The following is an 11,943-nucleotide window of genomic DNA, read 5'->3' as shown; positions in this document are numbered from 1 at the left end:
CCTCGTCTAGCACTAAGACCGCCAACGGAGCTCTCACCTCCGCTGGGCGGCCCCCCGACGGAGCTCTCACCTCCTGTCGGGGGGCCTTGATCCGCACGCCCCGATGCACCCGGGAGGTACGAACCCATGGGCAATCCTGCCCCAACCTCGCCCCTGACCACTGAGCATGCGGTCCTGGACTGGCGCCATCAGGCCCAGTGCCGTGACCTGTACGACCTGTACGACGACGCCGTGGAGGGCGACCCCGCCGCGACTGCGGCGGCGCGCCGGGTGTGCGCTGGCTGCCCTGTCCGTCCCGACTGCCTGCGTGACGGTGTTGGTGAGCCGTACGGGGTTCGCAGCGGCCTGGACGCCGCCGATCGGGACCCGATCGCCCGTGCCTACGGCCTGTACCGGCAGCTGGTCGCCTCCGCGCACGGCGCCTTGGCCCAGGTGGCCGCCGGCGACGAGGGCCTGCGCGAGGCACTCGCTGCTCTCGAGACCGAGGCCGACACGGTCAGCGCGCTGGCGCTGACGGTCGCCGCCGGTGGTGCCACCGAGGCGGAGCTGCGCGAGCTGGCCGCGTTCGCCCTGGACGCCCGCCACGCCACGGTGGAGGCGCTCGCCGGCCTCTACCTGGCCCCGCAGCCCGGGATGGACCGGGCGGTGACCCGGCTGATGGCCGCCGCGGTGCAGACCGCGGCCGTGCACGCCACCCCCACCGTCTCCTCTCCGGCTGTGGATCTGCGGCATGCGGGGATGCCGGGGGGCGGCAAGGGCATGACCACCGCCGCCTCTACCTCCGCCGTCCCGTCGATCGTGGCGGTGGCGTGATGGCGCTGGGCGCCGAGCACGACATTCCGCTGGACAGCGTGCAGGCGGGGCTGCTGGCGCGGGCGCTGCGGGAGCAGCTGACCGGCCGGGCGGTATGGCCGGAGCCGGATGCGGCCGCCGGTCCTGTGGACGAGGCGCGCACCGGCACCCCGGTCCGGGGCGCTGGTGTGCAGGCCGACCAGGCCCGGACGGCACTGCTGCGCGTGGCACGGGCCGCGCCGACGCTCGACGAGCTGCTCGACGCCGCCCGTGGGCATCTGGCGGGGCTGCTGCTGGCGCGGATCACCGCCCGGGTGCGCCGCTCGTACCGGGATGCGGCCGCGCTGCGTCTGGACGAGGACACCGTCGAGCCGCGGCTGCTCGCGGTGCTCGACGCGGACGGATGGCCAGTGCCAGGCGGGTCGGCTGACCCGGCCGATGAGGGCACCGCCGCCTGGTCGCACTACACCATCGGCCGGCTGGACAGCGCGATCGGCGCGGATCTGGCCTGGTATGTGCCGCTGGTCGACCCGGTGTCACACCGGATGCCGCTGGCGGACAGGCCGGTGGCGTCATGACCGAGGACACGACATTGCAGACCTGGATCGAGACGACGTCCGGACGGGTCGACGGCTGGTCGCTGCTGGCCGTGCTGGCCGACACGCTGGGTCTGGCCGACACGGCGCCGCCGCGGGTCGCCCCGGACTCACACGACATCGAGACGATGGCCCTGTCCGGGCCGAGCGAGACGGGGTCCACCGTCCAGGTGCTGGTGACCCCGGCCCTCGACGGCGGGGCGGCGGTGCTGCTGCTCTCCCGCGACGTCACTGACACGGCGGCGGAGACCTGGCTGCACGACACGCTGCTGACGCGGGTGGGGGGCTGGCTGGACGCGCGGGACGTGCGCTGGCGGTCCCGGCAGCCCGAGTGCTGCGCCCCGCAGTCCTGGCACTGCGGCTGGTGGGCAGCCGGTGGGCACCGCTCACCGCAGCCCACCCAGCCCGACCCGGCGCCGCTCTGGCGCCGCCGCCTGGCGCTGGTCGTGGACTGGGCGCTGTTCCACGCCGCCGCGGTGTTGCTGCTACTGGCGGTGGCCGGGCTGCTGGTGCACCTGGTCGGCCCGGACCGGGCCGGGGTGAATGTGGCCTGGCTGGAGACGCTGCTGTGGCGGACGGGCACCGGCGGGCATGCGATGGCACTGGTCGGCGAGGCGGTCCTGGCCCGCCGCGCCGCTGACGTGCTCACGGCCCTGCTCGACCCGGCCGACCCTGACGAGTGGCCGCGGCGCTGGTGGGCCCGGGGGAGCCGCCGCGGTCCGCGACGTCGCCCTGGTGGTGCTGCTGGCCGCCGCGGTGGTGCTGCTGGGCGGGGGGTGGCTGGCATGACCAGCATCGCGCTGGCCGACCCGGTGTCGCCGGTGTCGGAGGTGTCGGAGCGGGTGGGTGTGCTCGAGCGGATGACGCCGGAGCAGGCCCACCCGCTGGGCGTGATGTTGGACCGGGCGTTGTGGCTGGTGACCGCCCTGGTGTGCACGTACAGCCTGGTCAACGTGCACGGCGTCGCGGTGCACCACGGCACCGGCGATCCGCAGGCGTGGCTGTTGGCGCCGATCGTGGACATCGCGCTGATCGCGGCGATCCGCGCAGACAGCGCGCTGTCGACCGCGGGTGCTCCGCCTGGGCCGTGGGCGGCGGGTTTGCGCTGGTTCGCCGGGCTGTCGACGTGGACGCTCAACGTCTGGGACGCCCTGTTCCCCCTGCCATTGCACGGCGCTCATGGCGAGGTGCTGCACGACGCGCACGGTGCGGTGCTGCACGGGCACATCGACCCGGGCGCGGTCGTGTCCCACTCCGTGCCGCCCGTCATCCTGATCCTTTTGGCCGAGGCGGCGGTGGCCTACCGGCGTGCGGTCGCCCGGCTCGCCGCGCAGGGCCAGGCCGCCGACGACGCGCTGCGCCAGGCCCACGACGACCGTGTGGCCGCCGAGGCCGACCGTGACCGGGTCGCCGGCGAGCTGGAGACGACCCGGGCCGCCCACCGCCAGCTCGCCGGGGCGCTGACCGAGACCGCCGGCGAGCTGGAAGCGGCGCGGGCGCAGACCACCGGCCAGCTGGCGGCGGCGCGGGCGGAGACCGTCACGGCGGCGGCCGCCCGCGACCAGGCGCTGGCCGCGCTGGCCGAGACGGCCGCCGAGGGGGAGCGGCTCGCGGCCGATCTGGCCGAGGCCGCCGAGCAGAGCGGGCGGGCCCGGGCCGCGCAGACCGCGGTGCTGGGTGAACTCGGCGACGCCCGCGCCGAGGGGGAGCGGCTCTCCCGCGACCTCGCGGACACCACCGCGGCGCTCTCCCAGACCCGCACGGATCTTGACGCCGCGCTCTCCCGGGAGTCTTCCCGGGCCGCCGCCGCCCGGGCCGCCGGGAAGGACGCGCAGAAGGGCGGCGGGCTGTCCGGGTGGACCGGTGAGGCCACCGCCGGCGAGCTGACCGTGCTGGCCGCGGTGCTGGAGTCCGTGCAGCTCAGGCGCACCGGACGGCGGCTGACCTACTCGGCCGCGCAGACCGCGCTGGGTGTGCGCTACGACGCCGCGAAGGCCGCCCTGACCGCCGCCCGGGAAGGCGTCGGAGACACCCCAATGATCCTTCCCGTGTTCTCCCCGGTCGACGACGACGCCACCTCCGACAGCGACATCGCCGACGCCGACATCCTCCCGGCACCCTCCCCGACCGGCCCGCGTGCGCTGGCGTCGGGAGGCACGGCGGGAGGCCGGTGATGGGCCTGCTGCTACTCGGCCTGGTCACTGGTGTGACGTGGGCGGTGCTGCCGCCCCAGGGCGCCGAGCGGGTGACCGAGGTGTCGGGTGAGCATGCGGCGGCGCCGGTGCTGTGGGTGTACCTGGTGCGCCGGTCGGCGCCGCGGCGCTGGCGGCTGGCCGCGGTGCCCGGGGTGCTGGCCCTGCACGTGCTCGCCGGCCTGGCCCTGGCGGTGGCCATCGTCGTGCGCGCCGCCGACCTCGCGGTCGAGTGGTGTGCCCGGCGGGCCGATCTGTGGATCGACCCGGACTCCTGACCATCCCCCCTGAGTTTCCACCCTGTTTTTCCAACCCTTATGTAGGAGGCATGTATGTCCGGTCGTATTGATTCCCTCGCCGACATCGATCTGTATGACGCCGAGGGTGTGAACACCTGGCTGCGGGAGGCCTGCACCATTTACAAGGACCTGTCCCGGGAGATTGAGTTCGGGGCGGAGGCGCTGCGCCACGCCCTCGGCACGGCCGGCGGGGTCCTGGGCTGGGCGGACGTGGAGGGCCGGATGCGGGCCCGGCGGACCACCGCCCCCCTGCGCCGCGTCGCCGAGGCCAGCCAGTTCTCCGCCATCCAGATCGTGAAATCCGGCCAACTGTTCAAAGTCAACTACTCGGAAGGTTTCGAGCGGGCTGGCAAGAAGCCCGCGAAGACCTTCACCTTCTGACCGGTTCCCGCGCATTCCTGAACGCACGGCGAGTGAGAGGAGATGACAGTGAGCGGGAAAGGTGGAGGCCGGCGCTCGGGATCGGGATCTGCGGGCGCGTTGACGCAGGTGCCGGGTCAGGCGGTGGACGGGGCCGGGCGGGGGCTGGCCTCCGCCTCGGCGGACGTGGCCGCGGGCTGGGTGCGGTTCACCCCGCCGTGGATCGCGGTGGGCACCCTGCCCGTGCTCGCGGAGAGCTGCCATCTGCTGTGGGGTGGGACCGGGACGGCGCCGTGGGCGGCGGCCGGGATGACCCTGGCGACGGCGGGGCTGACCCGGCTGACGTGGCGGGTGTCCCACGCCCGCCACGTCCTGGGCCGCGTGCACGTGTCCCTGAACACCGCGTTGTCGCTGGGCTGGGTGACGGTCGCGACGATCACCGGGCTGCACCGGCCGGTGACCGACATCTGGCTGCTCGGCGGGGCCACGGCCGCGTTCGCCTGGAACCTACGCAACGCGCTGCACGGCACCCGTGACGACGACGACCGGCTGCGCTCGTGGTGGCAGACCCGGGCGGACAAGGCCGGTCTGCCCGCCTCGCAGATGCAGACGATCGAGGTCGGTGAGGATCGCGGCCGCGCCGTCCTCGAGCTCGCCGAGGGCCAGACCGTCCAGGACGCGATCAGCCACCGTGACGTCATCGCGGCGATGGCGGGTGTTCCCGCGTCCGGGGTGCGCATCCAGGCCGACCCCGACGACGCATCGCTGGCCGAGGTCACGTTCGTACGCCGGGACATGCTGCGTCAGAAGACCCCGTACACCGGCCCCACGCACGTCGGGGGGCTGCCGACCGACCCGCACTCGATCGGCACCTACGAGGACGGCGAGCGCCTCGAAATCGTCCTCGCCGCCCTGTCCGGCGGTGAGGAGGAAGACCAGAACGCCTACCACCTCGGCATCGGCGGGAAAAACGGCGCGGGCAAAAGCGGACCGGTGCTGATCATCGCGGGGGATCGGCTGTGCCGCCGCGAGTCCCTGGTGATCGTCATCGACTGTGTGAAGAAGGAACAGACCTGGTCCGGTGTCCAGGACCTCCTGGACATCTTCGTCACCGACAAGAAGGACGCCAAGCGACTCCTGCGGGCGATCCGGGACCGGCTCGTGCCGGTCATCTCCAGCTACCTGGGCAAGCGCGGGCTGCCGAACTGGACGCCGGGCTGCGGCATTCCCGCGATCCTGCTGGTCATCGAGGAGGTCCTGGCCCTCGACGACGACACCAAACAGGTCATCGTCGACCTACTGCGCCAGGTCCGCAGCCTCGGCATCAACATCATCCTGTCCGGGCAGCGGTGGACCTACGACGCCATGCCCACCAGCGCCCGCGCCGAGATCGTGCCCATGCAGTTCGGCTGCGGGTCGGGCGACGCCGCCTACCTGCTCGGTGACCTCGTCGACGCCGGCGCGAACCCCGAGGCGTGGGGCAACAACCACCCCGGCCGGTTCTACGCCCCGCTGCCCGGGATCCCCGAGGAGCGCCACCTGATCCCGCTGCGTTCCGACCACGCCGACCCGCCCGTCGTCGGCCGTCTCGTGCGCCCCCACTACGTCCACACCCCGATGCCGGACCTGTTCGCCGACGCGCTCGGTGAGGTGTGGACGGGCCGGCCGATCTGGCCCGCCCCCGGCACCACCAGCACCACCACACCCCAGGAGGGATGGACCCCCACCATGACCGACACCACCACCCCGGCCACCGGCGACGACGACAGCCTCGACGGTGTCCTGTTCGACCCGGCCGACCTCGGCCTCGAGCGCGACGAGGACCCCGACGTCCAGCCCGGCCCCGACGACGAGGTCCCCACCCTCGGCACGTTCTCGTTCGCGCCCCCGCCGCCCAGGCCCAAGGCGGCGCCGGGCGTCGTCCGCCAGGCCGTCCTCGACCTCATCCGGGCCTGGCCCGCCGGCACCGAGTTCGGGCCCTCAGACATCGCCCGCGGCCTGCCCGAACACGCCGCCCGCAGCCGCAGCGTCATGAGCCGCCTGCTCTCCCAGCTGCTCGACGAGGGCGCCCTCGAGGAAGGCAGCCGCGAAGGCACCTACCTGATGCCCACCAGCGCAGCCGCACACGCAGCGTCACCTACCCGCGGGTAGCCGTGCGCGGCGTGCGGAGCGTGCGCGGCGTGCGCCACCCGCCCTAACGCGCGGCCGTGCGCGAGGAAACCGGTGTGCGCACGGTGCGCACCGTGCGCACACCCCCCACCCAAAGCTCACCCACAGTCACCAAACGAAAGGAGAGATGATCATGAAGGCGAGAGTCACCGCCTCCCAGCGGATCGGCCCGCTGCGGCTGCGCCGGTCCCGCACCGGCGCCGTCGCCCTGATCCTGCGACTCGGCCCGGTCAGCTGGACGTGGCCGCTGCGCACCCCCCGCCGGCCCGTCCGGCTCACCGCCGCCGAGCGGCACGAGGCCGAGACGTGGGCCGCCCAGCGGGCCGCCGGCCGCCGGTTCCTGCTCGCCGCGGCCGCCACCGTCGGCCTGATCGTCGCCGCGGTCGCCGGGGCCGGCTGGCCATGGCTCGCCCTCGCCGGCGCCGTCGCGATCCTCGCCGCCGCCAGCTACCACCGCCGCGCCCGCCAGCTCGACCTCGACTGATGGCCAGCGAGACCGCGTGGGAGATCGCCGACACCATCGGCGACCGCGCCCGGGACTGGGACGGCGTTGTCGACAGCCGCTACGCGCAGCGGCGCGGCCCGGACGACCCGGCCATCACCACGATCATCCGCGCCGATGGCCGTCGCTACACGATCACCGTCACCGACCTCGACACCTGACCCGCCACCCCATGAGAGGACCACGATGACCGACACCACGAGGGAGACCGCGCGGCTGACCGCCGACGTCGTCGCCCTGTCCGAGACCGGCGGCGTGTTGCACGTGCTCCTGATCCGCCGCGGCTGGCCGCCCTACACCGGCATGTGGGCGCTGCCCGGCGGCCACCTCGACCCGGGTGAGACGGCGGAGGCCGCCGCCCGCCGGGAACTCGCGGAGGAGACCGGGCTGCACGCCGGCGACCTGCGCCTGGTCGGGGTATACGGCACCCCGGGCCGCGATCCGCGCGGCCGGTACGTCTCCTGGGCGTACACCACCTGGCTCGCAGACACCCCGACCCCGACCGCCGGCGACGACGCCGCGGCCGCCCACTGGGTGCCCGTCGAGCAGGCCCTCGACGAGGGCCTCGCGTTCGACCACAGCGCCCTCATCGAGGCCGCGGTCGTGCCCGGCGACATCCTCGACGTCCTCGAGGGCGCCCTCACCGACATCGACCAGGCCAGCCATGTGATCACCGTCGAGGACACCGGGCGCATCCACGGCCGCTACACCCCCACCACCCGCGGCCCGGCGATCCACTGGACCGCCGTCATCACCATCACCCCGACCCACTGACCCCCGCCCACCCCACCACAGGAGACCCTCATCATGATCCGCATCATTCGGGATGTGGCCCTGACCGCCGGCGCGATCGGCGTCACCGCCCTCGCCGCCCAGGAACTCGACTGGACCCGGCGCACCCGCCCGGCCGCCGACCTGCCACGGCTGGCTGTACGGGGTGGACACCCTGTCCACCGACCGGCCGCGTCGCTGGCGGCCGGCAACCGAGGCCGAGGCCATCGCCTCCGCCGAGTCCCGGGCCGCCGGCGACGGCGGATGGATCGCCCTCGTCGGCGGTCACGTGACCGCCCTGACCGACCCGGCCGTGCTCACCGGCGCCGGCCGGTACACCCCCGACCAAGTCGAGATCGCCTACGTCGCCGACACCGCCCGGGCCGGCCGGCCCGCCGGATCGATCCTCGCCGGCGCGCTGCTCGGCGAGGGACGGGTAGACCACGCCGACGTCCCCGACATCGAGGACGTCACGGACTACGCCCACAGCAGCTGAGTACGCCCCCGGCGCGGCGCCCATGCCTCCTACAGCACTCGCCGCGCCGGGGCCCCTCACCACCCAACAGAGCAGAGAGGTCCCCGACAGCATGACCGCCCCCGCCCCGATCCGCACCCCCGCCAGGCCGGCGGACACGACCGCGCCGACCAGCACATCACCCGGAATGCGGGTGTCCCATATATGGGAGAACCGCATTCCGGGTGAACCCACCCCCCTCACCGATGTCCAGGCCGCGACCACGCTCGTCCTGGCGCTGCACACCCCCGCCGGCGTCACCGTCCCGGTCGCCGCCCGGGCGCTGGAGCACTCCGAGCAGTGGGTCCGCTGGGAACTCGGCTCCCTCCCCGGCGTCGAGACCCTCGGCCCCGATCTGCGTACCGGCCAGCCCCGGTACCGGGTAGCCGGGCCGGTCGTCACCGACATCACGCTGCTCGCCGGCGCGCTCCTGGCCCTCGCCGAGCGCGACTGGGCCCAAGGCGAACACGAAGACGAACTCGGCCGGGTCGACATCACCGGGGCACTGCGCCTGACCACCAACACACACCCGGAAGAGCAGCCCGAGGACCCCCGCGCACTGGACGCGCTGCTCGCCGCCGAGGACACCCTCGCCGCCGCCCTCGGCCACGACCCCACCCAGATCGACGCCGGCGACACCGTCGCCAGGTGGCAGGACCATCCCCAGCGCACCCTCGACGACGTCCGCGCGCTGCTGCTCGGCGTCCTGACGGGCACCAGCCGGTGAGCGACCCCACCGACCTGGTCGCCCTCGCCGAGCAGCTGGGCGCCGCACTCGACAACGCCTTCGCGGGCAGCGACCCGCGGATCCGCCAGACCCTCGCGCTCGCCGAGGAGACCGGCGAGTTCGTCCAGGCCGCCCGCCGCTACCTGGGCCTGGCCCGCCGTACCGGCGACCTCGACCAGGTCGCCGCCGAGCTGGCCGACGTCGTCATCACCGCCTTCGTGACCGCCCGGACGTTCGGCATCGACCTCCCCGCCCAGATCACCACCAAGGCCGGCGTGATCGTCACCCGCGGCTGGCGCGACACCCCCACCAGCTGACCGACCCCCGTCCCCGACACCAGACAGGCAGATGACCACCACCACCGTCATCACAACCCCGGGCCCGGCTCTCCCCAACGGAGACGCCGGGCCCCGGCATGTCACAACAAGACACGCCCGACACTCGCATGTCCGTACGTGCAATACGGAGGATTTCGGGGTGGGTGCGGTAGACATCGCGTATGGACCACAGCAGCCCGCGTCGCGCCGCCCGGCGACCAGCACGGTTGACCGACGAGCAGGTGGACCGACGCAGCTACGCCCGCAGCGCGCGGATGGAACTGCTGATGTCGCCCGAGCTCAAGGAGCGGATCCGCGCGGCCGCCGCAGCGGACGGACGGCGGGCGCTGCCGTGGGTGCTGGAGGTCTTGGAACGGGCGCTACCGCCCGAGCTGGATCTGACCGACGGCGAGCCCGCCCAGGAGGCGTCGATGGCGTCGTAACGCGACGAGGACCGCACCGGACAGTGCGGCCCTCGTCTACGTGTGTGCGGGGCCCGAGCGCCAACTCGGGTGATCCCGCTTGTTGCCCACCCCTGCTCAAAGGAATCGGCGTGTTCACCAACAACGATGCCACGCGCCCACGCGTGTTGGCCACCGACCCGGCCCTTTCGGTCGGTCGTGTAACCGCTCACCCCCGACGTCTGGCACATGCCGCGTCGTACCGGTCGCTCGCCGCGTACCAGGACACCCTCGTGGCCTTTGGGGGTGCGCGGTGAGCACCAGCACGAACACGGCCGGCCCGACGGCGCAGGGCGTGATGTTCCACGGCCGGGCGCCTGGGGATCGGGGTGACGGTGCCGAGGTGATGCGGACGTGGCGATCGGTCAGCCTCGCTGCGGCCGGGATGCGTCCTCGGCTGCCCCCGGTGGAGTACGCCGTCCTGCTCGCGGTCCAGGCGCTCACCGCGTCGTGGACGCGGTTGTGGGACGAGGTGTACGTGGCTGACGTCGCGATCGTGGCCGGGATGGTCACGGCGACCGGGGCGGGCGATGCGAAGGAGTGCGGCCGGCGGTTGCGTAGCCTCGCCGCCCGGGGGTTGATCAGCTACGAGCCGAGTCAGGTCAAGGGCCGTCCGAGCCGGATCGGCCTCGCCACCAACCCGCCCGCGGTGCCCTCCGCTGGGACCGTTGGGGGGGGGGGGGGGGGGGGGGGGGGGGGGGGGGGGGGGGGGATGTATATAAGAGACAGCCAAATATGTGCTCACGGTTGGCTGCATAGTCGGAGAAACTCCAATCACGCCTTTACTTCCGAAACGCTGATCAGAAGTTTCCTGGTCAAACGGTAGCGGTTTCAAATATAGGCATTGGCCATCAACCCTGATGCTCTTGACTAGATGGCTCTCGAGTCTGACCAGGACACAAGCCTTTCCCTGCGGTGCAGCACATGATTGGGCTGCAGCCGTGCCTACGGTCATCACAATAGTTCCAGTAGACGCCAAGGCCGTAATGACAACACTGGCTAGCCCCGTTCGCCACACATGGCCTCGCCGCCCCCGGTCAGAGACCTGCGTCCTTGGAGCGTCGGGGCCATCGTCGCAGGTCACGGCCTCATACGCCGAAGGTGAGGCTAGCCATACCTTTTTCCGCTTCATTTATTCTCCAGACTACCTACGTCTTTTTGATGGAGAAGCATACAGGCCTTAGCTAGACCAGTGACAAATACGACGTAATCCCCCCACTGGCATCCAGTTCTTCGCCCCACTGGGGCCGGCGGGGGACATGGCAACGCCCCGCCGAGGACGGGCCTGGCGGGGCGTCAGACGACCGAACAAGATCAGCCGTTGGTGTTAGTCAACGGCGTTGTCGACACCCCTCAAGTTGATCTCCTGCATGGGGTCGGCCGCGGCCCCCTCCTCGTCATCGCTGACAAGGTCTTCATCGGCGGTCTCCTCCTCTGCGGGGAGAAGCGGAGGCGCAGTTGCCCGTGTAGGTGGACGTCCAGGTCCCATTTGTGAGGTGGGTGTCGTAAGAGCCGGTGGTCACCTTCTCCGACTCACACTTATCCTCTGCGCGCAGCGTGGCCTCGCTCTCCGCCCCCTCAGCGGTTGCGCCTCGGCCGCCGGCTGTCACGGCTGCTCCGACCGGTAGGAGCCCGTGCGCGGCGAACGATGTGCCCCCTGTCGCGAACAGGGTGCCGCCGATGACAACAGCTGCGGTCAGGGCCTTTGCTGCCCGAATTTTCACGATGAGCCTCTCGTCAAAGCCCCCGGCGTCAACCTGCACGCCATGATCAAGTCGATCGATCGATCAAGTCGATGAACTTTTCCTGATCATGGTAAACCATCGTCTCATCGCCGGGGCTCGAGTGCCCCGCCGATGGCCAGCTTCACGGGACACTCCGCACCTCCAGTCGACACCTCCGGGTTGATCGTCTGGGTGGGGCCGTGGAGGCCGGTGGTGTCGAGGTGGTAGGCGGTGAGCAGCTCGGTGAGGGCGGCGAAGCCGCCGGTGTCCAGCGACCGCAGCACCGCGGCCTCCAGGCCGAGGGCGACGACGCGGCGGTAGAGCCAGTTCGCCAGCCGGCCGACCTCCACCCCCTCGCCGTCGGCGGCCAGGTCCTCGTCGGAGGCCTCCGGCTCGTCGGGCAGGAGCAGGCCGCGGAGGCCCTTGCTGAACCGGATGACCGACTTGCCTTTGGTCTCCCGTTCGTATTCGTGCCAGAGCTTCAGCGCGTCGGCGTCGCCGGTCCGCAGGAAGTAGGCA

At 72.4% G+C, this 11,943-nt stretch carries 14 protein-coding genes; 13 read left to right on the top strand and 1 reads right to left on the bottom strand.

Going from position 1 to position 11,943, the window contains the following annotated elements; genetic code table 11:
• Positions 1-126 precede the first annotated feature (126 nt).
• From G6R24_RS12780 to G6R24_RS12720, 13 genes are all read left to right on the top strand, one after another.
• A complete protein-coding gene (locus G6R24_RS12780) occupies positions 127-813 on the top strand; it encodes a WhiB family transcriptional regulator (RefSeq protein WP_163549476.1) in 687 nt (228 codons plus the stop codon).
• Positions 813-1,370: a hypothetical protein gene (locus G6R24_RS12775; protein ID WP_163549475.1), complete on the top strand. Its 558-nt coding sequence runs from the start codon at positions 813-815 to the stop codon at positions 1,368-1,370. Before G6R24_RS12780 ends, G6R24_RS12775 begins: the two co-directional genes overlap by 1 nt.
• Positions 1,367-3,562, top strand: a complete 2,196-nt coding sequence (locus G6R24_RS12770) for a hypothetical protein (RefSeq protein ID WP_163549474.1) — start codon at positions 1,367-1,369, stop codon at positions 3,560-3,562. The genes G6R24_RS12775 and G6R24_RS12770 overlap by 4 nt, the downstream gene beginning before the upstream one ends.
• Positions 3,562-3,858 carry a hypothetical protein gene (locus G6R24_RS12765; protein WP_163549473.1) on the top strand — a complete coding sequence of 99 codons (297 nt, stop codon included), beginning with the start codon at positions 3,562-3,564 and terminating at the stop codon, positions 3,856-3,858. Before G6R24_RS12770 ends, G6R24_RS12765 begins: the two co-directional genes overlap by 1 nt.
• 54 nt (positions 3,859-3,912) lie before the next feature.
• A complete protein-coding gene (locus G6R24_RS12760; protein ID WP_163549472.1) occupies positions 3,913-4,260 on the top strand; it encodes a hypothetical protein in 348 nt (115 codons plus the stop codon).
• A gap of 99 nt (positions 4,261-4,359) precedes the next feature.
• Entirely contained in the window at positions 4,360-6,390 is a 2,031-nt protein-coding gene (locus G6R24_RS12755) for a hypothetical protein (RefSeq protein WP_163549471.1), read from the top strand.
• Positions 6,391-6,541: 151 nt separating this feature from the next.
• Positions 6,542-6,892, top strand: a complete 351-nt coding sequence (locus G6R24_RS12750) for a hypothetical protein (RefSeq protein WP_163549470.1) — start codon at positions 6,542-6,544, stop codon at positions 6,890-6,892.
• Positions 6,892-7,071 (top strand): hypothetical protein, encoded by a 180-nt coding sequence (locus G6R24_RS12745; RefSeq protein WP_163549469.1) that lies wholly within the window; start codon positions 6,892-6,894, stop codon positions 7,069-7,071. The genes G6R24_RS12750 and G6R24_RS12745 overlap by 1 nt, the downstream gene beginning before the upstream one ends.
• Before the next feature lie 25 nt (positions 7,072-7,096).
• Positions 7,097-7,684 (top strand): NUDIX domain-containing protein, encoded by a 588-nt coding sequence (locus G6R24_RS12740; protein ID WP_163549468.1) that lies wholly within the window; start codon positions 7,097-7,099, stop codon positions 7,682-7,684.
• A 163-nt stretch (positions 7,685-7,847) separates the two neighbouring features.
• Positions 7,848-8,177 carry a hypothetical protein gene (locus G6R24_RS12735; protein ID WP_163549467.1) on the top strand — a complete coding sequence of 110 codons (330 nt, stop codon included), beginning with the start codon at positions 7,848-7,850 and terminating at the stop codon, positions 8,175-8,177.
• Between the two features lie 91 nt (positions 8,178-8,268).
• Positions 8,269-8,922, top strand: a complete 654-nt coding sequence (locus tag G6R24_RS12730) for a DUF6197 family protein (RefSeq protein WP_163549466.1) — start codon at positions 8,269-8,271, stop codon at positions 8,920-8,922.
• Positions 8,919-9,239, top strand: coding sequence for a pyrophosphohydrolase domain-containing protein (locus G6R24_RS12725; protein ID WP_163549465.1), 321 nt, complete (start codon positions 8,919-8,921; stop codon positions 9,237-9,239). Before G6R24_RS12730 ends, G6R24_RS12725 begins: the two co-directional genes overlap by 4 nt.
• A 227-nt stretch (positions 9,240-9,466) precedes the next feature.
• Positions 9,467-9,682, top strand: a complete 216-nt coding sequence (locus tag G6R24_RS12720; protein WP_163549464.1) for a hypothetical protein — start codon at positions 9,467-9,469, stop codon at positions 9,680-9,682.
• Between the two features lie 1,846 nt (positions 9,683-11,528).
• Here the strand turns inward: G6R24_RS12720 and G6R24_RS12715 are convergent.
• Positions 11,529-11,943: hypothetical protein (locus tag G6R24_RS12715; protein WP_420840661.1), on the bottom strand; the 415-nt coding region annotated here is incomplete at its 5' end.

Source organism: Candidatus Frankia nodulisporulans (assembly GCF_902806475.1).
Taxonomy (GTDB): domain Bacteria; phylum Actinomycetota; class Actinomycetes; order Frankiales; family Frankiaceae; genus Frankia; species Frankia umida.
The sequence above is the reverse complement of the archived record's forward strand: the minus strand, read 5'-3'. Positions and strand labels throughout refer to the sequence as shown.